This window comes from Streptomyces sp. NPDC002055 (genome assembly GCF_040296705.1).
Taxonomy (GTDB): Bacteria; Actinomycetota; Actinomycetes; order Streptomycetales; family Streptomycetaceae; genus Streptomyces.
In genome coordinates, this window is the sequence record NZ_JBEOXS010000056.1 from 1 (window position 1) to 21494 (window position 21494).

At 70.7% G+C, this 21494-nt stretch carries 24 protein-coding genes and 1 riboswitch; of the genes, 10 read left to right on the top strand and 14 right to left on the bottom strand.

Annotation, left to right across the window (positions count from 1 at the left end):
* Positions 1-189 precede the first annotated feature (189 nt).
* On the bottom strand, positions 190-606 hold the full coding sequence (gene tnpA, locus ABT112_RS27460) for an IS200/IS605 family transposase (RefSeq protein ID WP_351514083.1): 417 nt from the start codon (positions 604-606) through the stop codon (positions 190-192).
* 27 nt (positions 607-633) lie between these two features.
* Here tnpA and ABT112_RS27465 point away from each other — a divergent pair, with 27 nt between their 5' ends.
* From ABT112_RS27465 to ABT112_RS27480, 4 genes are all read left to right on the top strand, one after another.
* Positions 634-1878, top strand: coding sequence for an RNA-guided endonuclease InsQ/TnpB family protein (locus ABT112_RS27465; RefSeq protein WP_351514014.1), 1245 nt, complete (start codon positions 634-636; stop codon positions 1876-1878).
* Positions 1879-1983: 105 nt separating this feature from the next.
* On the top strand, positions 1984-3156 hold the full coding sequence (locus ABT112_RS27470; RefSeq protein ID WP_351514085.1) for a PP2C family protein-serine/threonine phosphatase: 1173 nt from the start codon (positions 1984-1986) through the stop codon (positions 3154-3156).
* Between the two features lie 445 nt (positions 3157-3601).
* Positions 3602-4525, top strand: coding sequence for a YihY/virulence factor BrkB family protein (locus ABT112_RS27475; protein ID WP_351514016.1), 924 nt, complete (start codon positions 3602-3604; stop codon positions 4523-4525).
* 186 nt (positions 4526-4711) lie between these two features.
* Complete coding sequence (locus ABT112_RS27480; RefSeq protein ID WP_351514018.1) at positions 4712-4981, top strand: hypothetical protein; 270 nt, start codon at positions 4712-4714, stop codon at positions 4979-4981.
* A 501-nt stretch (positions 4982-5482) separates the two neighbouring features.
* On the opposite strand, the gene ABT112_RS27485 is transcribed toward ABT112_RS27480, so the two are convergent.
* The 3 genes from ABT112_RS27485 to ABT112_RS27495 form a co-directional block, all read right to left on the bottom strand.
* The gene (locus tag ABT112_RS27485) at positions 5483-6082 is read right to left on the bottom strand and encodes a hypothetical protein (RefSeq protein ID WP_351514020.1); all 600 of its coding nucleotides are present in this window, start codon (positions 6080-6082) and stop codon (positions 5483-5485) included.
* Positions 6083-6155: 73 nt separating this feature from the next.
* The gene (locus ABT112_RS27490) at positions 6156-6584 is read right to left on the bottom strand and encodes a DUF6086 family protein (RefSeq protein WP_351514022.1); all 429 of its coding nucleotides are present in this window, start codon (positions 6582-6584) and stop codon (positions 6156-6158) included.
* Positions 6585-6734: 150 nt separating this feature from the next.
* On the bottom strand, positions 6735-7025 hold the full coding sequence (locus ABT112_RS27495; protein WP_351514023.1) for a hypothetical protein: 291 nt from the start codon (positions 7023-7025) through the stop codon (positions 6735-6737).
* Between ABT112_RS27495 and ABT112_RS27500 the strand changes: the two genes are divergently transcribed.
* Positions 7024-7155 (top strand): hypothetical protein, encoded by a 132-nt coding sequence (locus tag ABT112_RS27500; protein ID WP_502975466.1) that lies wholly within the window; start codon positions 7024-7026, stop codon positions 7153-7155. The two genes, ABT112_RS27495 and ABT112_RS27500, sit on opposite strands and share 2 nt — an antisense overlap.
* A gap of 117 nt (positions 7156-7272) precedes the next feature.
* Here ABT112_RS27500 and ABT112_RS27505 read toward each other — a convergent pair whose 3' ends face one another.
* The 6 genes from ABT112_RS27505 to ABT112_RS27530 all read right to left on the bottom strand — a co-directional run bounded on the left by ABT112_RS27505 (position 7273) and on the right by ABT112_RS27530 (position 10593).
* Positions 7273-7518 (bottom strand): type II toxin-antitoxin system RelE family toxin, encoded by a 246-nt coding sequence (locus ABT112_RS27505; RefSeq protein ID WP_351514025.1) that lies wholly within the window; start codon positions 7516-7518, stop codon positions 7273-7275.
* On the bottom strand, positions 7515-7775 hold the full coding sequence (locus tag ABT112_RS27510; RefSeq protein WP_351514027.1) for a type II toxin-antitoxin system Phd/YefM family antitoxin: 261 nt from the start codon (positions 7773-7775) through the stop codon (positions 7515-7517). The genes ABT112_RS27505 and ABT112_RS27510 overlap by 4 nt, the downstream gene beginning before the upstream one ends.
* A 333-nt stretch (positions 7776-8108) precedes the next feature.
* Positions 8109-8780 carry a nucleotidyl transferase AbiEii/AbiGii toxin family protein gene (locus ABT112_RS27515; RefSeq protein ID WP_351514029.1) on the bottom strand — a complete coding sequence of 224 codons (672 nt, stop codon included), beginning with the start codon at positions 8778-8780 and terminating at the stop codon, positions 8109-8111.
* Positions 8777-9142 carry a hypothetical protein gene (locus tag ABT112_RS27520; RefSeq protein ID WP_351514031.1) on the bottom strand — a complete coding sequence of 122 codons (366 nt, stop codon included), beginning with the start codon at positions 9140-9142 and terminating at the stop codon, positions 8777-8779. The genes ABT112_RS27515 and ABT112_RS27520 overlap by 4 nt, the downstream gene beginning before the upstream one ends.
* A gap of 207 nt (positions 9143-9349) precedes the next feature.
* Positions 9350-9742, bottom strand: coding sequence for a hypothetical protein (locus ABT112_RS27525; RefSeq protein ID WP_351514033.1), 393 nt, complete (start codon positions 9740-9742; stop codon positions 9350-9352).
* A 536-nt stretch (positions 9743-10278) separates the two neighbouring features.
* Positions 10279-10593 (bottom strand): hypothetical protein, encoded by a 315-nt coding sequence (locus tag ABT112_RS27530; protein ID WP_351514035.1) that lies wholly within the window; start codon positions 10591-10593, stop codon positions 10279-10281.
* 618 nt (positions 10594-11211) lie between these two features.
* Here ABT112_RS27530 and ABT112_RS27535 point away from each other — a divergent pair.
* Positions 11212-11793 carry an AraC family transcriptional regulator gene (locus ABT112_RS27535; RefSeq protein WP_351514037.1) on the top strand — a complete coding sequence of 194 codons (582 nt, stop codon included), beginning with the start codon at positions 11212-11214 and terminating at the stop codon, positions 11791-11793.
* Between the two features lie 297 nt (positions 11794-12090).
* Here ABT112_RS27535 and ABT112_RS27540 read toward each other — a convergent pair whose 3' ends face one another.
* The 4 genes from ABT112_RS27540 to gcvT all read right to left on the bottom strand — a co-directional run bounded on the left by ABT112_RS27540 (position 12091) and on the right by gcvT (position 16556).
* A complete protein-coding gene (locus tag ABT112_RS27540; RefSeq protein WP_351514038.1) occupies positions 12091-13473 on the bottom strand; it encodes an L-serine ammonia-lyase in 1383 nt (460 codons plus the stop codon).
* A 92-nt stretch (positions 13474-13565) separates the two neighbouring features.
* Positions 13566-14831, bottom strand: coding sequence for a serine hydroxymethyltransferase (gene glyA / locus ABT112_RS27545; protein ID WP_351514040.1), 1266 nt, complete (start codon positions 14829-14831; stop codon positions 13566-13568).
* Positions 14832-14862: 31 nt separating this feature from the next.
* Positions 14863-15240, bottom strand: a complete 378-nt coding sequence (gene gcvH / locus ABT112_RS27550; RefSeq protein WP_351514041.1) for a glycine cleavage system protein GcvH — start codon at positions 15238-15240, stop codon at positions 14863-14865.
* A gap of 182 nt (positions 15241-15422) precedes the next feature.
* On the bottom strand, positions 15423-16556 hold the full coding sequence (gene gcvT / locus ABT112_RS27555) for a glycine cleavage system aminomethyltransferase GcvT (RefSeq protein WP_351514043.1): 1134 nt from the start codon (positions 16554-16556) through the stop codon (positions 15423-15425).
* Between the two features lie 158 nt (positions 16557-16714).
* Positions 16715-16820: riboswitch (glycine riboswitch) on the bottom strand.
* 143 nt (positions 16821-16963) lie between these two features.
* On the opposite strand from gcvT, the gene ABT112_RS27560 reads away from it, so the two are divergent.
* The 4 genes from ABT112_RS27560 to ABT112_RS27575 all read left to right on the top strand — a co-directional run bounded on the left by ABT112_RS27560 (position 16964) and on the right by ABT112_RS27575 (position 21454).
* Positions 16964-17668, top strand: a complete 705-nt coding sequence (locus tag ABT112_RS27560) for an AAA family ATPase (protein ID WP_502975467.1) — start codon at positions 16964-16966, stop codon at positions 17666-17668.
* Positions 17669-18017: 349 nt separating this feature from the next.
* On the top strand, positions 18018-18800 hold the full coding sequence (locus ABT112_RS27565) for an enhanced serine sensitivity protein SseB (protein WP_351514090.1): 783 nt from the start codon (positions 18018-18020) through the stop codon (positions 18798-18800).
* A 176-nt stretch (positions 18801-18976) separates the two neighbouring features.
* A complete protein-coding gene (locus tag ABT112_RS27570) occupies positions 18977-19777 on the top strand; it encodes an enhanced serine sensitivity protein SseB C-terminal domain-containing protein (RefSeq protein WP_351514091.1) in 801 nt (266 codons plus the stop codon).
* Positions 19778-20455: 678 nt separating this feature from the next.
* Complete coding sequence (locus tag ABT112_RS27575) at positions 20456-21454, top strand: ABC transporter permease (RefSeq protein WP_351514045.1); 999 nt, start codon at positions 20456-20458, stop codon at positions 21452-21454.
* Positions 21455-21494: the final 40 nt, after the last annotated feature.

The window sequence follows — 21494 nt, forward strand, 5'->3', positions numbered from 1 at the left end:
CGGGCCGCGCCGGAGCCCGCGGCCCGGAGCCCGGCGCCCGGCGTACGGAGCCCGGCGTACGGAGCCCGCGGCCCGGCGCACGGCGGTGGAGCGGCCTGCTCCGGAACCTCCTCTTACCGGGGCTCTTGCGACAAGCCCCGGCGTTCACGCCGGGGATGAATGCATCTCAAGGCTGCTCTGCCGTGCAGGTCAGAGCGGACGTTGCTGCTGCTCGATGTACTGGCGGATGATCTCCAACGGTGCTCCGCCGCACGATGCGGCGAAGTGCGAGGGCGACCACATGTGACCGTGCATGGTCGCGCGGTTGACCCGGCCGGTGAACTTTTGCCGGATCCGGCGGGTGGAGACGCCTTTGAGGCTGTTGACCAGCTTCGAGACGGCGACCTTGGGCGGGTAGTTGATCAGGAGGTGGACGTGATCGCGTTCGCCGTTGAACTCCGTCAGCTCCGCCTCGAAGTCCTCACACACCTTCCGCATGACCTCTTCGCAGCGCGTCAGCATCTCCTCGTCGAACACTCCGCGCCGGGACTTGGTCACAAAGACCAAGTGAACGTGCATCGCCGAAACTACATGCCTGCCACGCCTGTAGTCATTCACCTGATCCAGGAGACCAATCGTAGTAGCGTCGCGGGTGTGCAGCTCCGCTACAACTACCGGGCCTACCCGAATGCCTCCCAGTGCCGCGCTTTGGCTCAGGCGTTCGGGTGCGCGCGGGTGGTGTGGAACGACTGCCTGCGCGACCGGAAGGAGGCGCATGCGGCGGGGCTGCCGTATGTGACGTCGGGCGAGCTGTCCCGGCGTCGCATCACCCAGGCCAAACGCACCGCCGAGCGTGCCTGGCTCGCGGAGGTGTCGGCGGTCGTTCTGCAACAGTCCCTGCGGGACCTGGATGCCGCTTACAAGAGCTTTTTCGACTCGATCAAGGGCAAGCGGCGGGGCCGGAAGGTCGGGCCGCCGCGGTGCAAGTCGAAGAAGGACAACCGGCAGTCGATCCGCCTCAACACCAACGCCTTCTCCCTCCGGGGCGACGGCACGGTGTATGTGGCCAAGGTCGGCAACCTGAAAGTCAGGTGGTCGCGGCGGCTTCCGGCCGCACCCACCTCCCTGACCGTCACCCTGGACAGCTCCGGGCGGTACTTCCTCAGCTTCGTCGTGGACACCGAGCCCGACATCCTCCCCGAGTCGCAGACCGACACGGGCATCGACCTCGGCTTGTCCACCTTCGCCGTCCTCTCCGACGGGACGAAGATCGCTGCCCCGCGTTTCCTGCGCCGGGCGGAGAAGAAGCTCAGGCGCCTTCAGCGGGAGCTGTCCCGCAAGGCCAGGGGGTCGAAGAACCGGGCCAAGGCCCGGATCAGGGTCGCACGCCAGCACGCACGGGTGGCCGACCGGCGCCGGGACTTCCACCACAAGGCATCCACACAGATCATCCGCGACAACCAAGCGGTGTATGTGGAAGACCTCGCGGTGTCCGGCCTCGGCCGCACCCGGCTGGCCAAGTCCGTGCACGACGCGGGATGGGCTGCCTTCGTCTGCATGCTGGAATACAAGGCCGCCAAACACGGCCGCACCTTCACCAAAGTGGACCGGGCCTTCCCCTCCTCCCAGCTCTGCTCGGCCTGCGGATTCCGGGACGGCCCCAAACCCCTCCACATCCGGCAATGGACCTGCGGCCGGTGTGGCACCACCCATGACCGTGATCACAATGCAGCATGCAACGTCCTGACTGAAGGACGCCGTATCGTCGCCGCCGGGCGGGTGGAGACGCCAAACGCCTGTGGAGCGCCGGTAAGACGGGTACATGTGCCCGCACAGCGCCGTGAAGCAGGAAGCCCCCGGAAGGGTCAACCGACCCAGACCGGAATCCCTGGATGTTAGGCCAGGGAGCACGTCAAGATGGCAAGCGCACGGGCGGACGACGACGTGCCGGCGGCTCGCACGCCGACGCCCGGATGGTTTCCATCCCTGGAGAAGCAGGACGATGTGGACAGAATCGCCGCAGCCGAGCGTGCGCTGCGCACCGCCGCCCCCCACACGCTGATCGACGTGACGGCCGCGGCGCTCCGGGAGAGGTACGGCGCCACCGGCGTGGCCCTCCGGCTCGCCGACTACGGCCTCACCACCCTGCAGGCCGTGGAGCGCGGGCCGTTCCACGCCGAACCGGTCTCCGTCCACGACAGCCCGCAGGGCCGCGCCTTCGGGGCGCAGGAGCCGTTCATCACCACGGAGGAGGCGGCCGGGACGCTGACGGTGCACCTCCCGGTCACCATCCGCGGCGACCGGCTGGGGGTGCTCTCGGTGTCCCTGCCCGAGGACGCCGACGTCCACGCGCTGCTGCCGGAGCTGCGGCACCTCTGCGAGGCCCTCGGCCACGAGATCCTCGTCGCCGACCGCGACACCGACCTCTACCTGCTCGCGCGCCGCGCCACCCGGCTCACCCTCGCCGCCGAGATGCAGTGGCAGCTGCTGCCCGGCCACTCCTGCGCCCGCCCCGAGTTCGCCCTCGGCGCCCACCTGGAACCCGCGTACGCGATCTTCGGCGACAACTTCGACTGGTCCGCCTCCGCCGATGTGCTGACCCTCACCGTCACCAACGGCATGGGCGAGGGCAGCGAGGCCGCCCTGCTGTCCAACCTCGCCGTCAACGCGCTGCGCAACGCCCGCCGGGCCGGCCTCGGCATCGCCGACCAGGCCGCCCTGGCCGACCAGGCGCTGTACGGGCACTACCGGGGCGCCGTCCACGTGTCGGTGCTGCTGCTGGCCTTCGACCTCGCCACCGGCGAGGTGGAGGTGGTGGACGCCGGGTCGCCGCGGCTGTGGCGGCTGCGGGACGGTGTCGTCAGCGGAATCACCTTCGAGCCCCAGCTCCCGCTCGGCATGTTCGGGGACAGCCACTACACCGTGGAGCGCTTCCGGGTGACCACCGGCGACCGCCTGCTGTTCGGCAGCGACGGCGTCTATGACACCCTGTCCGGCGCCGGGGAACACTACGGCGACCGGGCTCTGGCGCGGTCCCTCATCTCCAGCCGGCTGCTGCCCCCGCCGCAGGTGCCCCGGGCGGTGCTGCGCGACCTCGCCACCTACCGCTCGGACACCCCGCTGGAGGACGACGCCCTCGTCGTCTGCCTCGACTGGTACGGACGCGAGGCCGGATGACGGCCCGCCGGACGTCCGGCACCGGAGGCGTGCCGGCCCCCGCGCCCGCCGGGTGCCCGTACGGTGACGGGCGCGGGCGACGGTGACGGGCGCGGGCGACGGTGACGGGCGCCCGACGGTCGGCGGGGTGGCCCGGGGAGGTGAGGTGCCCGACGGTCGGCGCGGTGCCCGGGGGAGGTGTGGTACCCGACGGACGGTGCCCGGGGAGGTGTGGTGCCCGACGGACGGCGGGGTGCCGCGTGGAGGTGTGGTGCCCCACGGCGGGCATGGGCCGCCCCACGGAGGGCACGGGTCCGCGCGGCAGGCAGGGCACCCAGGGCACGGAGGGGGTCCGCGCGGCACCCAGGGCGGGCAGGGCACCGACGGCAGGCAAGGCGCCCAGGGCAGGCACAGCACCCCGGGCAGGCAAGGCGCCCACGAGGCGGACGAACGTGAGGACACGAGCATGGACATCATCGGCAACCGCCGAACGGGCGACACCGTGCACAGTGACCCGCCCGCCGGCGCCACGCCGTCGTCCCCCGTCGGCCTGCCCCGCTCCGAGGACTGCCTGACCGCGCTGCGCCGCACCCCGGCGGCGGTGTGGAACGAGGACGCGACCGACTGGGCCGCCGCGCTCACCTACTACGCGGTGCTCGCGGTCTTCCCCACGCTGCTCGTCACCGTCTCGGTGATCGGCGCGACGGACAGCGCGGCGACCGAGAACCTGATCCGGAGCGTCGCCGGCCTCGTCCCGGCCGAGTCCCGGTCCGTCATCCGCGGAACCCTGGAGGGCATGGCGGCGCAGAGCTCCGCCGCCTGGCTGCTGATCGTCGTCGGCACGATCGGCGCACTGTGGTCCGCCTCCAGCTATCTGGCCGTATTCCGTCGGGCGCTGCACGCGATGCACGGAGTCGAGGACCAGCGCCCGGTCTGGCGGCGTGCGCCCCGCATCGTGCTCACCGCCCTCCTCCTGCTGGCCCTGCTGGTCTCCAGCGTGCTGGTGCTGGTCCTGACCGGGGAGGCCGCCCGCCCCCTCGGCGCCTTCCTGGGCCTGGACAGCGTGGCGGTCACGGCGGCGTGGAACGCCCTGCAGTGGCCGATGCTGCTGTGCCTGGTGGCGGTACTCGTCCTGGTGCTGTTCCGTACCGGCCCGGCCGAGACCCGCGGGGTGCGGCGCCGCGCCCTGGGCGGCGCACTCGCCGTCGTGCTGTGGCTGATCGCCTCCGCGGGCTTCACCCTCTACACCTCGAACGTCGGCACCTACAGCCGGCTGTACGGCTCCCTCGCCGGGATCGTGATCTTCCTGGTGTGGCTGTGGGTCTCCCACCTGGCCCTGCTCACCGGCGCGCAGTTCAACGCGGAACTGGCCAAGCTCCACCGGCGGTGAGGGGCGGCGCTCCACCGGCGGTGATGGGGCGGCGTGCCGGTCTCCCGCCCCTGCTCGGCGGGCTCCGAGCCCACCGCGTGCCGCCGCCCGCGGTGAACCTCCCCGTACGCCCCGCTCACGCTCCGCCCGCCGAGCCGCCGACGTCACCCCTGAGCGCGGCGATCGTCTTGAAGGGACTTCATCCTCATGAGTGACCATTTTCGCCTCGATATCGAGACGATGGACTATCGAGACGGCGTGGCCTACTACGAATTCATCGACGGTGTTCCTGCGAGGCAGGTCACGAACGTGGATCGCCTTTGGCTGAGTTCACGCAGAGGTCACCACCCAGCGGTAGGGCCACTGTTCACGGACCAGTTGCAGCAGCCGGGCGAGTTCGATGAACTCGATCGAATCACGGCCGACGCATTCGAAGAGGCGTGGCGCCGTGCGATCGAACAGGAGGAGGGGGCGTAGCCGGCGAACACCGGACGGGAGGCATCCTCGTGGCGCAAGATGCGCCGACTTTACGCTCGGCATTCGGTTCCGGTTGCGCCGTGCAGGAAAACCGACACGACGGCCGCCCTCTCCGGTACCGGTTCGAAGCCCAATTCCACCCTGCCATAGGTCGGCGAACAACCGCTGAGCATCTGGCGGGAATGCACTTCCATTCCCCGCACTGGGTGAGCGAGTCCGACGGTCCGTGAGTCAGCCACGAAACAGGCGGGGGTACGAGTGTCGAAGTCCCAGCGCCCGCGGATTTCCGAACTGCCGACGCTGCCATTCGTCGTCGACATCCGCAGGGCTGGTTCAGTTCAGGGCTGGGGGCGTTCCCGGAACATCGGCGGACGTTCCCGGAGACCGAGCAACCTCGACCTGCCCGGCGGACCCGCTCCGGTGGCCGCGCCGCAGCAGCCGGTCAAGACTCGGGCGGACCGTCCCGGTCTGCGGCGAGGACGCTCCCCGCACCGGTGGTGGTCAGCATCGGAGTCCGACGATGCCCCAGCCACGGTGCTCTGCCTGCCCGACCACCTCGCCCCAGTCGGTGAGGAGGTCGGTGAACGATTCGAAGGTGTTGATCCATCCGCCGGGCTCGGCGGCGTGCTGGGAGAACGGCGCGCGCAGAGATTCCAGGTGGGGTGCTGCCTCCTGCCACCATCCGGCGATCAGGGGCACGTGATCGGGCGGACACCACAGCAGCAGGTCGGCGTCCCAGGTGCACGGCCGCGCCGGGAGTCCCGAACCGACGCCGGTGGTGTCCTCCATGCCGTGCCAGAACAGTGCGTCGTTGAACCGGTCCAGTAGATTCCGCACGTTCGGCTCAACGAAGTCGCGCATGTGGTCCCAGCGATGGCCTGCCCAAAAGTGCGGCTTGTACGAGCCGATCGTGTTCCGGAAGGCATACCTGCCATACCAGTCCTCACCCGGCTGCGCGGACCATGACCAGCCGTGCTCGAAGAGGTCGTCGCTGTACGCCTCTCCGAAAGCGGCGTCGATCAGCAACTGTTCCCGGTCGCCTGCCGCGGTTGCTTCCACCCGCGGCCAGTCCACGATCAGCACCTCCATCCCCACACCCATCACGCCAGACTAGGTCAGGGAGTCCCCGCCTTCTGCAGGGTTCCGAGCCCTTCTCGCATGTGGGCGGCCCGAGTCAGGTCGCCATCAAGCGGCCCAGCTCGTGTGACTTCTCCTGAAGACTGACTGCCCACGACCCGTCGGAAGAGCCTGGGGCCCGAGATGGCTGAACTTGGTTCAACCCGCCGCACTTGGCAAGGTCGGCACATGGCCAGTTCAATGCGATGCCCGCCCTCTCCGCCAGGACCAGCACCGTGGCGACGAACCCCTCGGACAAGGCGGCCATCACGGCGTGGCTGTTTTTCCGGTGCCATGCGAGCAGGGCGGCGACAAACACTTCGAACACGGCGGGGTCGATCTCGCACTCGTCGTCCTGCACGGGGCCGATACCGGACGGCAGCCCCAGCTCGGCCTGATGGATGCCCACCTGCATCATGAACAGCCGGGAGGCCCCGTTGGACGGATTCCACAGCGTCCGGTCGCCTACGCCGTAGTACTGACTCAATGCTGCCTCCGCCCGCCGACCATATCGGCCAGCGTAGTGAGCGTGAACAGCACCTCGGTCGGGTTCGCGCACGACGCGTGCGCCCGGGGGAAGCGCAGGGCACCCGTGTGCTTCGCCGCGCAGGCGCGGATCCAGCCAAGATGCTCGGAGCTACAGAAGACCGCGAAGCGCTGCTTCGGCCTTGTCCACGGCTTGGGTGAGAGCCTGCATATGCGCCGGTGGAAGAGTCCCGGCGCCGAGTCCTGATGCGGTGAGTACGGCGCCGAGTTTCTCGCTCTGCTCGCTGGTCAGGCGGGAGCCGGCGATGTCGTGGTTCAGGACGTCCCGGGCGGCGTAGGCGTCGAGGAGGGCCACCTCGGCGAGGGCGTTTTGCGTTGTCGACCTGCGCGCCGCGCGGACCGCCACCGCCGAGGTACGGGACTGGCTGGGCAAGCAGCACATGCATCGCAGCTTCGGCGCCAACGTGCCACGCTTCACTTACCGACTGCACCACGCCCCGACAGTGCCCGCCGAGGACTACGACGGCCTCGCCTACGTCGATACCTCCACCTGCTCCCGCCCTCTGCCGTGAGCGGACGCCGGGCCGGACGGCAATGGCACCCGCCTGTCGGTCAGGGTGCTTCGCGCTTCCCGCACCTCTTACGACGACGCTTCGCACCGAACGAGCGGAACGGAGGCGGCTGCGGGATCAGCGGAGGCGTCCGAGGTGGATCACGCTGATCCGGACTTGCTGGTCGCTGATCTCGTACATCACGCGGTAGGCGCCGACGTGGATGCGCAGCAGGTCGGCGCTGCCGAACGCGCCCCGGGGCCGGGGGTCGTCGGCGAGGCGGTCGACGGCAGTGAACACGTGCCGCACTCCGTCGGGATCGTCCTTGGCTAACCGCTCCGCCTGGGCAAGGGCCTCGGGCTCCCAGATGACCTCGTAGTTCACGCCTCGTCCCCGCCGAAGACTCGGCGGTAGGCCTCGGCGTGTCCGATGCCGGCGTTCTCGCCGCGGGCCTGGCGGGCGCGGTAGGCGGCCAGGGCGCGCAGTTCCTGGAGCTCCAGGGCGTCGGCGGGGCTGACCAGTACGGCGACGGTCTGTCCGTGGTCGGTGATGGCGACCGGTTCACGGGTGGCGCTGACCTCGCGCGCGATGGCACCGAGCCGGGCCCGGGCCTGCACGATCGAGTACGTGGTCTCCGTCATGCACACCACCTTACGGAAGTGTGCACCTTTCTCTCTCGGCTTGCGGCGCTTTCCTGGATTCAGACCTCAACCGAAGGCCGCCCAGGACACCCCGGACGGCCTCCGTGTTTGCCGGCCCTCCCGCGAATCTTCCGGCGGATCGTCGTCGTGCGCGGAGCCGCAGCCCGGGTCGCCGATGCCGCCGACGGCAGACCAGGGACGTGGAGCTGCGCACCGACGCTTCCGACGTCGCCGACGACCTGGTCCGTCACGACAGCCGGCAGGGGACCAGCGCCACCGGTGCCATCCCGGCGGCTCTGGAGGACGGCTGCGCCGACGTCGAGCGGGACGCGGTCAGTCCTCCTCCGGGTCTTGACCGGCGTGGAGTCGGGATGCGAGGTCGTCGGCCCAGGCCAGGGCCCACGCGCGCAGGTCCTCCACCTGCTCAGAGCTCAGTCCGTAGTCGGTGAAGTCCTGGTCGTCCCACCACTCGGCGCCGACGAGGCGGTCGTGCAGGTCGTGGAGGCTGAACTCGAAGCGGGCGTGGCGGCGGCCGAGGTTTTCAAGGTCGGCGGTAGTGCGGTGCCGGGTGGCGGCATGGACGTCGATGAGGTCGCGGACCGCGCCGCGGTCGGCGAGCGCGCGAACCTTGGTGCCGATCACGTCGTCCAGGGAGAGAACCGGCCCGTACTCGGTGATGGTGGGCGGAGCCCAGAACGCTTCCTTGAGGATGTCGACCTCGCACTCCTCGCCCGTGGCAGGGTCAGTGGCGATGAGCCGGCCCGAAAGCGGGCTGGACTCGATGTGCCGGATGCCCCAGCCGCGCTCGGTCAGACCGTCGCCGACCGTGCAGATGATCTCGTTGATGGGAGCCGGATTTTCAGTGGCCACGTCAAGATCCTGGGAGAGCCGGTCGACCAGGCCATGGGCCTGCACGGCGTATCCACCAGTGATCACCAGCGGGTAGGGGGTGCCGATCGTGAGGACATCGGCCAGGAGCCGCCGATGGAGTGCGCTGAGGTTCACGCGGCCGTCTCGGCGGCTGCCGGGGTGAGCTCGGGGAAGGCTGACTCCCACACGACCCTGAGCGGGCGGCTGATCAGCGTGCGCAGCACCGGCCACTGCGCAACGAGGAGATCCCGGTTGAGGAAGTCGATCAGGTCCTGGCATTGGCCCTCGGCCAGGACGGTGCGGTACAGGCTCATCCGGGAGCGCGACTGCTCCAGGCCGTAGGAGCGGCGGCCCGACCAGGCCACGTGCAGCGGCAGGTCAACCCTGCCGTGGGCGGGACCGTTCAGATCCTGTAGCTCCGCGGGCAGCCGCTGTGCGTACTGGGTACACAGCAGCTCGAACGCGTTCGGCACCGGGAACGAAGACTGCGCGGTCATGCCGCCAGTATCGCCCGGAGGGTCACGCGGTTTCCAGCCGGCGCCCGAGCTGTGCGGCGGGGCGGGGCGGTCTCAGGCAGTGGTCGGCTGCGGCATCGTGCCCGGACATCGGCGGCCCCGAGCGGAATCCGCCCGGGACCGCCGATGTCCGGCTGCACGGCGTTCGGCCTTTCCCGGATTCGAGATGCGGGCCGCACGGCCATTCGACTACTTCAGGGTCGCGGCGCGCTTCGTGCCGGAGCCCTTGAACTGAATGGCGATCTTCGTGTTCCTCGGGAACTTGGGACCGGTGTGTCCGCCGCGGCCCCAGTCCACCTCGATCCATGACTCGGAGCTGTTGTGTACCTTGGTGCCCTTCCGCCAGCTCTTGCCGACCTTCCATGAGCCGCCCGGCTTCTTGTAGAGCCACCGCGCGTAGTAGGTCTTGCCCGCCGCCGGGTTGTCCTTCCCTGCGTAGATCCAGCCCACCCCCCGGCTGTGGGACCCCTTCTTGTACCAGTACTCGACGACAATGCCGGGATTGCACCCCACGCAGGGGTTGGCACGCTTGTCCACGTAGGAGGCGGCTGAAGCAGGTGCCGCGGACACGATGACTGTCATGGCACCAGCCGCGACAGTTGCCGCTGCCGCCTTTCCCATACCCCGTAGCAAATGCATGTTCCTTCCTCATCGGAATGATCGTCGCCGCTACCGGAGCTGACCTCGGCCGAGGGGAGCCGCCAGAACGACAGCGGCCTCGTGAAGTGGACGATCCTGCCGGCCCGCGGAGTGCAGTCGCGACCCAACCGCGGCTCACTGAAAGCCAGTTGGACCTGCTCCGTTCTCGCCCGTTCGCACCTGTCGGCGAACCAGCACCACGGCGACATCAATCAAGATTGCAGGCGCCCCGTGCCCTGGTCGTTGGCAATCAGTCGCGCACTGCTTGTCGATCCGTCTACGGCGAGCCGACTGGGGAGACGCACAGCGTCTTGAAGGACAGAGCAGGTCGCGACGGCGATGACCGCGCTGGGCGTCGTTCGATGTGAGTTCGGGAGTCACCCGAGCGGTTCCGACCTGCACGTAGGGCGGGTCGGGAAGGAGCTCCCTTCCTGACCCGCGCTACGCGAGATGTGGCCCTCCGCTGCTAACGGGATGAGCTACCGAACGTTGTACGACATCCCCGTTGCGCCGATTCCGGACGGGCACTCGGCCTTGTTGTACTCCCAGCGCCAGTAGGGGCTGCTGGCGTAGGAACGGCCGTTTCCACACTTCACGTAGACACTCACGTCGACCCCCTGGCCCTGGCAGTTGGCGTGGGCCCGCCCGCGGCCGTTGGCGTAGTCGATCCAGGTCGAGCAGGCAGCGGCCTCCGTCTGCGACCCTGTGGCCGAAGCCGCCGTGGCCGTTCCCGGGACCATGATTCCCGCCAGCATCAGGCCGGCTGCTGCTGCGGATATGCGTCGGAAGTTCACAGTTCTCCCTGGTCTCGTTGATGGGACTCGTCGCCGCGCCGGCGACAGGACTGTGCGTCGTTGCTGCGCCGTCGTTGGCCTCCCGGCGTTCTCGACCGCGCAGTGAGAGCAACTCATGGGTGCATCCGCTTCGATGCCCCAATTCGGTGTCACCTGCGGGTCGAGCACGCCGTCGCCATCACCCGCCGCGTTTCGGGATGGCGGGCGCCGCGCGTGGCGTGTGTCCAGATTGCTGTGGAGCCCCGGCGATCGCCTTGTACGAAGGCGCACTCTCTTCACGGGCGATGACTGTCGCGCGCGGCACGGGGCCGCAGACGGAGGTTGAAGTGTCCATGGAGCCGAGGAGCAGGGGCGAGTATGCGGAGCGTCGCGCTCCCGAGTGGTTACGGGCTCAGGTGGTCATGTACAGAGGTCACCGCACTGCGGGGCGGGGACCGGTCAGGCTCACTCTTCCTGCAGCCACCGTGACGTTGTTCCTGGGCTGGGGCGATCCCCTGTGCCTTCTCAACGAGGTCAAGAGCGTTCCGGCGGCGCGGACGACGTGGCATGCGATGCTCTCCGGTCTGCGGACGTCGCCGGTGAAGGGGGGGCTATGAGGGTGTCGCGGAGGCGGTCGAGGTGGAGTTCACTCCGCTCGGCGCGTACAGGTGTCTGGGGTTACCGCTGCACCACCTGGCCAACGGCCACGTGCACCCGGATGAGGTACTGGGCAGCGGCTGGTCGGTCAGGCTCACCGAGCAGCTCGTTGCGATGCCGGACTGGCAAGGGCGCTGGGCGGTCATCGACAACGCCCTGGCGCGGCGGATGGTGGACGCTCCGCCGCCCTCGCCGGTCGTTGCCGAGGCATGGAGCCGGCTGCGCGCCTGCCACGGGCGGTTATACGCCAAAGACCTGGCCGACGCCACGGGCTGCGGCAAACGGCGGCTGCAGGTGCTCTTCCGCGAGCAGATCGGACTGCCGCCGCAATCCGTCAGCCGAATCCTGCGGTTTCAACGGGCGCTCACCTTGCCGCCCGCCGCTTGTCGATCACTGGCTGACCGGGCGACTCTGTGTGGCTACTACGACCAGGCACACATGAACCGCGACTTCCGCGACCTGGCCGGACTCACCCCCGCACAGCTATGCCTCCTCGCCGACCGTGCCGCTTCCCGGGGCAAAGCCCCCGTCGAAGGGCGGCTGCCCAATGTCTTCGATCAATGAAGCTGCCGCCCTTGGTCCTGCCCGATGTCGGCGTCGCCGGCTTGGCGGAGCGGCGCCGGACTCACGGAGGGCCCTGCGGCGCCCCGGCCGCCGCGCGGCCACCAATGGAGCGGCCGGGAGCAGGCGGGCACGAGAGGCCCGCCTGCCCCTAGGAAGTGCCCCAGGTAGACCCGGTCATCACCCAGGCAGTGGAGCGACGGACCCGCGCGATGCGGGAGCTGAGCCGACGACGTTCCCGGAGTCGGAGCTGCCCTCGGACAGCCCGGCGCGCCCACGCGCTGGTCAGGGCCTCTTCCCTCAGCACTCGATGACGTTCACCGCGAGCCCGCCCCGCGCCGTCTCCTTGTACTTGACCTTCATGTCCGCGCCGGTGTCCTTCATGGTCTTGATGACCTTGTCGAGGGAGACGTGGTGCCGGCCGTCGCCGCGGAGGGCCATCCGGGCCGCCGTGACGGCCTTGACCGCCGCCATGCCGTTCCGCTCGATGCACGGGATCTGCACCAGGCCGCCCACCGGGTCGCAGGTCAGGCCGAGGTTGTGCTCCATGCCGATCTCGGCGGCGTTCTCCACCTGCTCGGTGCTGCCGCCCATGACCTCCGCCAGGCCGCCGGCCGCCATCGAGCAGGCCGAGCCGACCTCGCCCTGGCAGCCGACCTCGGCGCCGGAGATGGAGGCGTTCTCCTTGAAGAGCATGCCGATGGCGCCCGCGGCGAGGAGGAAGCGGACGATGCCCTCCTCGTCGGCGCCCGGAACGAAGTTCGCGTAGTAGTGCAGCACCGCGGGGATGATGCCCGCCGCGCCGTTGGTGGGGGCGGTGACGACCCGGCCGCCGGCCGCGTTCTCCTCGTTCACGGCCATCGCGTAGAGGGTGATCCACTCCATGGCGCGGGCCGTGGCGTCGCCCTCGGCGCGCAGCTGGCGGGCGGAGTTCGCCGCCCGGCGGCGGACCTTCAGGCCGCCCGGCAGGATGCCCTCCCGCGTCATGCCGCGGCTGACGCACGCCTGCATGACCTGCCAGATCTCCAGCAGGCCCGCGCGGATCTCCTCCTCGGTGCGCCAGGCCTTCTCGTTCTCCAGCATCACCGCCGAGATCGACAGGCCGGTCTCCCGGGAGATCCGCAGCAGCTCGTCACCGGTGCGGAACGGGTACTTCAGCACCGTGTCGTCGAGCTTGATCCGGTCCTCGCCGACGGCGTCCTCGTCGACGACGAAGCCGCCGCCCACCGAGTAGTACGTCTTCTCCAGCAGCGGCGCGCCGGTCTCGTCGTAGGCGTAGAGGGTCATGCCGTTGGCGTGGTACGGCAGGGAGCGGCGGCGGTGCAGGACGAGCTGCGAGGACTCGTCGAAGTCGACCTCGTGCGCCTCGCCGATCTCCGCGCCGAGGAGCCGCAGCCGCTTGCTGCTGCGTATGCGCTCGACCTCGTCGTCGGCGGTCTCGACGTCGACGGTGCGGGGGGAGTGCCCCTCCAGGCCGAGCAGGACGGCCTTGGGGGTGCCGTGGCCGTGACCGGTGGCGCCGAGCGAGCCGAACAGCTCGGCCCGGACGGAGGCGGTCTGCGCCAGGAGACCGTCCCTCTTCAGGCGCCCGACGAAGATCCGGGCCGCGCGCATGGGGCCGACCGTGTGGGAACTGGACGGGCCGATGCCGATGGAGAAAAGGTCGAAGACGGAGATGGCCACGGTGGCGGACTCCCTTGTCTGTGCTGGGTGGTACTGGAGGTGCCGGGCGGGGCACCCGCACGTGGTGATGCGGGTGCCCCGCCGCCGGCCGGTTACTTCTTCAGGCCGGGGTACAGCGGGTGCTTCTCGGCCAGGGCGGTGACCCGGGCCTTCAGCGCGTCGGCGTCGTAGGACGGCTTCAGCGCCTCGGCGATGACGTCCGCGACCTCGGCGAAGTCCTCCGCCGTGAAGCCACGGGTGGCCAGCGCGGGGGTGCCGATCCGCAGGCCCGAGGTGACCATCGGGGGCCGGGGGTCGTTCGGGATGGCGTTGCGGTTGACGGTGATGCCCACCTCGTGGAGGCGGTCCTCCGCCTGCTGCCCGTCCAGCTCGGAATTACGCAGATCCACCAGGACGAGGTGGACGTCGGTGCCGCCGGACAGCACCGAGACACCGACCTTGGTGACGTCTTCCCTGGTCAGACGCTCGGCGAGGATCCGGGAGCCGTCCAGCGTGCGCTGCTGGCGCTCCTTGAAGTCCTCGGAGGCCGCGACCTTGAACGACACCGCCTTCGCCGCGATGACGTGCTCCAGCGGGCCGCCCTGCTGACCGGGGAAGACCGCGGAGTTGATCTTCTTGGCGAGATCGGCGGTGCACAGGATCACGCCGCCGCGGGGGCCGCCCAGCGTCTTGTGGGTGGTGGTGGTCACGACGTGGGCGTGCGGCACCGGGCTCGGGTGCAGCCCCGCGGCCACCAGGCCCGCGAAGTGCGCCATGTCGACCATCAGGTACGCGCCGACCTCGTCGGCGATCCGCCGGAACGCCGCGAAGTCCAGCTGCCGCGGGTAGGCGGACCAGCCCGCGACGATCAGCTTCGGCCGGTGCTCCTTGGCGAGGCGCTCGACCTCGTCCATGTCGACCAGGTTGGTCTTCTCGTCGACGTGGTAGGCGGCCACGTTGTAGAGCTTGCCGGAGAAGTTGATCTTCATGCCGTGGGTCAGGTGCCCGCCGTGGGCGAGGTTCAGACCCAGGATGGTGTCACCGGGGGAGAGCAGGGCGAACATCGCCGCGGCGTTCGCCTGGGCGCCGGAGTGCGGCTGGACGTTCGCGTGCTCGGCCCCGAAGAGCTCCTTGATGCGGTCGATCGCGAGCTGCTCGATCACATCGACGTGCTCACAGCCGCCGTAGTAGCGGCGGCCCGGGTAGCCCTCGGCGTACTTGTTGGTCAGCACCGAGCCCTGCGCCTCGAGGACCGCGACCGGAGCGAAGTTCTCCGAGGCGATCATCTCGAGCGTGGACTGCTGGCGGTCGAGTTCGGCGTCGACGGCGGCGGCGACGTCCGGGTCGAGCTCGTGCAGGGACTGGTTGAGAAGCGACATCAGGATCCCAATCGGGCGACGGGTGGGCGGATCAGTTGCCGGTGAAGGCGGTGTACTCGTCGGCGGAGAGCAGGTCCGCCGGCTCGTCAGTGACCCTCACCTTGAACAGCCAGCCGCCCTCGAAGGGGGCGGAGTTCACCAGCGCGGGGTCGTCCACGACGTCCTGGTTGATCTCGGTGACCTCGCCGGTGACCGGGGAGTACAGATCGCTGACCGACTTGGTCGACTCCAGCTCACCGCAGGACTCGCCCGCGGTGACGGTGTCGCCGGCCTCCGGGAGCTGGACGTAGACGACGTCACCGAGCGCGTCGGCGGCGTGCGAGGTGATGCCCACGGTCGACACACCGTCCTCGGCGACGGTGAGCCACTCGTGCTCCTTGCTGTAGCGCAGCTGCTGGGGGTTGCTCATGACCTGATTCTCCTGGATGAGGGGGCGTGCTGTGGTGCCGGGTCTTGACAGATGGGACGGCCGTGACGAGAGATTCCCGACAACCGGTCGGCAGTGGGTGACCGGCCGGTGACCGGTGCCCGTCGGGGTGGCGCGGACAGGCCGCGACGTCAGCGCGCCGCTGGTGGGGACCGGCGGGGACGTCAGCGCTGCCGCTTGTAGAACGGCAGGGCGACGACCTCGTACAGCTCGTGGCTGCCGCGGATGTCCACCGCGACCCCCTCGGTGCCGGGCGCGGCGTGCTCGGCGTCCACATAGGCGATGGCGACGGGCTTGCCGAGGGTGGGCGAGGGGGCGCCCGAAGTGACCTCGCCGATCACGGTGCCGGAGCCGGCGGCCACCACCGGGTACCCGGCGCGCGGCACCCGGCGGCCCTCGGCGATCAGGCCGACCAGCTTGCGCGGCGGGGCCTCCTCGGCCCGCTTCGCCGCGGCCTCCAAGGCCTCACGGCCGACGAAGCGGCCGTCGTTGGTGGTCTTCTCGAACTTCACGACCCGGCCCAGCCCCGCGTCGAACGGGGTGGTGTCCGTGGTCAGCTCGTGCCCGTACAGCGGCATGCCCGCCTCCAGGCGCAGGGTGTCCCGGCAGGACAGGCCGCACGGCACCAGGCCCGCGTCCTTGCCCGCCTCCGTCAGCGCCTGCCACAGAGCCTCGGCGTCGCCGGGCGCCACGAACAGCTCGAAGCCGTCCTCGCCGGTGTAGCCGGTCCGGGCGATCAGCGCGGACACCCCGGCCACCGTGCCGGGCAGTCCGGCGTAGTACTTCAGCCCGTCCAGGTCGGCGTCGGTCAGCGACTTCAGGATGCCGGGGGACTCCGGTCCCTGGACGGCCAGCAGGGCGTACGCCTCCCGGTCGTCCCGCACGGCGGCGCCCGCGAAGCCCGCCGCGCGCTCGGTCAGCGCGTCCAGCACGACCTGCGCGTTCGAGGCGTTGGCGACGACCATGAACTCCTCGTCGGCCAGCCGGTAGACGATCAGGTCGTCGAGGATGCCGCCCCGGTCGTCGCAGATCATGGTGTAGCGGGCGCGGCCGGGAGCGAGCGCGGAGAGATTGCCGACCAGGGAGTAGTCCAGCAGCGCCCCGGCCTCCGGGCCGGTCAGGGTGATCTCACCCATGTGGGAGAGGTCGAAGAGTCCGGCGCGGGTCCGCACCGCCAGGTGCTCGTCGCGCTCGCTGCCGTAGCGCAGCGGCATGTCCCAGCCGGCGAAGTCGGTCATGGTGGCGCCGAGCCCGCGGTGCAGTGCGTCGAGGGCGGTACGGCGTGATGCATCGGTCATGTTCAGGCTCCCAAGCAAGGGTGGCGAGGCTCTGTCGACAACAACACAGCCTCCCCATCTGTCATCGGAACCTGAGAGGTTCGCCACGACCCGGCAGGCGGGTCACAGCTTGCACCTTGGGTGGGACCGCTCCACGGCGGCCCGCTTTTCAGATGTGCCTCGCCTGCGCGGTACGGGGCCTGAGAGATTCAAGGGAGGACTTGCTCCTTCGGCGCTCCGGCGCCCGGCTCACTGCCGGTCCGGAGACTCTCCCGCGCGGGTTACAAGCGGCCGGTATGGAGTTTGCGCGCACATCATTGCACGCCTGTGACACTTTCGGACCCTGCGGGCGGGGGATAAGGCGGTTGTATGGCATTACCTTTTCTTGAAACTCTGCGGCAGCCGCAGTGACCGGACCTGGGAGGACGATCACGGTGCAGAGCCACGGAACGTTTGCGACAGCCTCGGGGGTCGGGCTCGGCGCGGTGCCCAGCCAGACGGGCCCGGGAGCCCCGGCCGCCCCGGGCGTCGTCCGCCCCGGCCGCCTGGCCGGCACCACGGAGCTGCGCGGGCGCCCGGCCGCCGCGCTGCGCTACCCCGCCGGGGACGTGCTCGTCGTCTCCGGCCTGCCCGGCAGCGGCAAGAGCACCCTGATCCGGCGGGCGGCCGGCGCCCCGGAGCACGGCGGGGCCCGGGTCCACCGGGTGGACTCGCAGGACACCAGGGACCGCTGGGAGCGCAGGATGCCCGCGCTGCTCCCGTACGCCGTCTACCGCCCCCTCGTCCGCCTGGCGCACTACGCCGGGCTGCGCCGCGCGCTGCGCTCCGGCGACAGCGTCGTGGTGCACGACTGCGGCAGCCTCGTCTGGGTGCGCCGCTGGCTGGCCCGCGACGCCCGCCGGCGCGGCCGCTCCCTGCACCTGGCGCTGCTCGACGTGGAGCCGCGGGTCGCCCTGGAGGGGCAGGCCTCGCGCGGGCGCGGGGTCTCCGGATACGCCTTCGCCCGGCACCGGCGCGCCGTGGGGCGGCTGGTCCGGGAGCTGGAGGCCGGGCGGCTGCCGGACGGCTGCGCCTCGGCCGTCCTGCTGGACCGCCGGGCCGCGACCACACTCTCCGGCATCGGGTTCGACTGACCGACGCAGGCGGTCACCGGCCGTCCGCGACCGCCCCTGACCGGTGCCGAACGAACACGGACCGGGACCCGGACCCGGACCGGGACCCGGACCGGGACCCGGACCGGGGCCCGGCAGGCGGACCCGACGGTTCCGCAGCCGCTCCGCAGCGGTCCCGGACGGTTCCGGAGCGCCCCCGTCCGGAGGATCCGTCCGTCCGCGGCGGGCGGGACGGCGCCAAATGGCGGAAAGGTCCGGCGCGTCCTGGAGGTTCCCGACAGAAATCCGGTCACCCCAGGGGAGCTCCCGCGGCCCGCAACCGCTAGGGTTCCTGTGCAGTTCGGACGAGACGTGGTGGGGCCCGATGAGCATGACGGAGCAGCACAGCTATACCTCGCTTCCCGACGGGGCGACCCCGGGCAGCGGATTCCCCGGCAATGCGCTCGAAGAGGCGCTCGCCGCCTCCGTGGGCGTGGCCGGCGCCGGGCCCCGGCTGGTCGAGGTGCTCGGCCGCAGCCATGTCTGGGTGCCGCTGCCAGGCGGCGGCAGCCGGGAGAGCCGGGACCTGGACCTGCCCACCGTCGAGATCGACGGCGCCGCGTACGTCCCGGTGTTCAGCTCCGAGCAGCAGTTCCTCCAGGTCGTCGGCTCGCATGTGTCGTTCACCGTCGCGCCGGCCCGGGAGTTCGCCCGCGGTCTCCCGCCGCAGCTCGGCATCGCCGTCAACCCGGGCGGGGCCGTCGGCGTTCCGCTGCCGCCCGCCGCCGTCGCCGAGCTCTGCCGGACCGGCCGGACCGAGCTCGACGGGCCCGCCTCGGGTGGCCGGGTGCGGCTCTTCGAGCCCGACTGGCAGGACGAACCCGTCGACTTCCTCGGCGCCGCCGCGGGCGAGTTCGCCGTCACCGGGCTGGTCCGCACCGCCCGCCGCGCCCTCGCCAGCGTCGAGGGCGACGCGCCCGCGCTGTTCGTCGGCGTCGAACTCGTCCGCTGCGAACCGGAGGACCGGACCGTGGTGATGGAGGCCCTGGGGCGTGCGCTGGGCGCGGTTCCGGTGCCCTGGCCGGTGCAATTGGTACTCCTGGACGTCGCGAACGACCCCGTGGGGCACTGGATGCTGGAGCGCGTGCGCCCCTTCCACACCGCGGAGCGCTGAACGCGACCCGGGTGTACCCCCGGTGGTGCACCGGGACGGGCCACCGTCGGCCCGTAAGCTGGTTGGATGACCGGGCGGGAGCGGGACTGCCCCGCACAGTGCCGACAGGCCGGAAGAAGGGGCGGAGTCAGGTGAGCGCGGGAGCCAGCGCAGCGGCGGCCGGAGCCGTCGAGCAGATGCTGCGGCAGGTGACGCCCGGGCGGTACGACGCCTATGAGGCCCTGCTGCGCGCCCTTGCCGAGGAGCAGGTCTGGATGCTGCTCTGGCACGGCCGGCCCGGATCACCGGACGCCCAGTACGGGAACATGGAGGTCGGCGGCCTGGGGTACGCCCCCTGCGTCACCTCCGCCCAGGAGTTGGCGGCCAGCGGCTGGAACCGCGCCCACGAGGTCGTCACCGGCTGGGAGATCGCGTCGGCCCTCTACCCCGAGCGCTGGGGCCTGTGGCTCAACCCGCACGCCCCGGGCGGCGGCGTCGGCATTCCCTGGGCGGATCTCCGCCGGATCGCCGGCGGGCTGGACCGGCTGCCCGCCGGGCCGCTGCGGCTGTCCGAACCGACCATCGAGATCCCGCAGTTCTACGCGCTGCTGACGCAGAACGCGCACCGCACCCCCGCCGTACGGGCGCTGCGCCGCGCCTGGGTGCAGCCCTCCCTCGGCGCGCCGTACCTGGCGATCGGCCTGGAGCTGTACGACACGGGCCCGCAGGCGGTGGACTCCGTGCGGGTGATGATGCAGCAGTCGATCGGGGCCGTGCCGGACGGGCTGCCGGTGTCGACGGTCGCGATGTCCGACGAGTACGACCCGGTGGCGATGTGGCTGCGGGCGAACGCCCGGCCGTTCTTCGACCGGGACGCCTACGGCGCCGCGGCGGCGCCGCCCACCGGGCCCGCCCCCGGCTACGGTTACCCGCCCGCGCCCGCCGGCGGTGCCCCGGAGGCGCAGGGCTGGCAGGGGCCGGCACCCCGGGCGTACTGACCGCACCGGGCGGGCGGACCCGGATCCGCACGGTCCGCGCCTTGCGCGGGCGCGTCCGCCCGATCTGCGCCTGCCCGGTTCGCCGTTGCCCGGTCGGCGTCCGCCTGAGCTGTGTCCACCCGGCCCGCGCCGCCTGACCTCTGTCCACCCGGCCCGCGCCGCCTGACTTCTGTCCGCCCGGCCCGCGTCCGCCGGTACCGGCCGCGCCGCCCGTCCCGGAGCGCTCTCCGAATCGGAACTCCCCGAACCGGCGGCGGGGCTCCACGACCTGGCGCAATTTGTACGCCCCGGCTCGCGGATCCGCCCCTCCATACGTCCCCGGAAACCCCCGGATTGCATCGTTCCGCGCGCCCGCCGGCTGCTCCGGGGATGCCATGACGTGCAGCAACTTCGCGCCATATCAAGGGATATGGGCCGTTTCTGGTTCCGCTCGTGCTGTTCTGTTGTTCGGATAACGGAGGATGCCTGGTCACATCACAGTTGCGCATCCATTGCCGGGGAAGTCTGGCGGGGCCTCAGACCGCGATGAAGACTCCCGGCAACGACGCGGCGTCGGCCCTCTGGGACCGCTCCGGAACGTTTTCGTACCACTCGTTCAGCTCGCACCACTGATGTGATCAAGCCGCTCCGGCGGCGGGCGTGGGCCGTTTCATGCGGCCGAGAGGGGTTCCCCAGACGATGACCGCACCACCGCACGACACGAGTGCCGTTGAGGCCGCGGCCGTCGACGTCGCCGCCGATGTTCCGGTCGCGGCGATCCAGGGACGCTCCCCGTGGCGCATCGCCTGGATCCGGCTGAAACGGGACAAGCTGGCGCTGGCCGGTGGCGTCGTCGTGCTCTTCCTGATCCTGGTCGCGGTGTTCGCGCCGCTCATCGTCGGTCTCCTGGGCCATCCGCCGGACGAGTTCCACGAGGAGAAGATCGACCCGCTGTTCGGCACCCCGTACGGCTCCTGGGGCGGCATCAGCGGCGACTTCCTCTTCGGCGTCGAGCCGGTCAACGGCCGGGACGTGTTCTCCCGCGTGGTCTACGGAGCGCGGATCTCGCTCCTCGTCGCCTTCCTCGCCGCGATGGTCGCGGTCGCTCTCGGCACCGTCTTCGGCGTGGTCGCCGGCTACTTCGGCGGCTGGGTCGACGCGGTGATCAGCCGGGTCATGGACGTGCTGCTCGCCTTCCCGCAGCTCCTCTTCATCATCGCGCTGGTCTCGGTGCTGCCCAACGAGATGCTCGGCGTGAGCGGCAGCGGAGTGCGCATCGGCGCGCTGGTCGTGGTGATCGGCTTCTTCGGCTGGCCGTACGTCGGGCGCATCGTCCGCGGCCAGACCCTCTCGCTGCGGGAGCGGGAGTACGTCGAGGCCGCCCGGAGCCTGGGCGCCGGGCAGATCTACATCCTCTTCCGGGAGCTGCTCCCCAACCTGGTGGCCCCGATCACCGTCTACACGACGCTGATGATCCCCACCAACGTGCTCACCGAGGCCGCGCTCAGCTTCCTCGGTGCGGGCGTCAAGCCGCCCACCTCCTCGTGGGGGCAGATGCTCGACAAGGCGGTGGACACCTATGAGTCGGACCCCACGTTCATGGTGATCCCCGGTCTGGCGATCTTCATCACGGTGCTGGCGTTCAACCTCTTCGGCGACGGCGTGCGGGACGCGCTGGACCCGAAGGGCTCCCGTTGAGCCCACCCGCACCGACCGCAACGACCCAGCTCAGAACCGC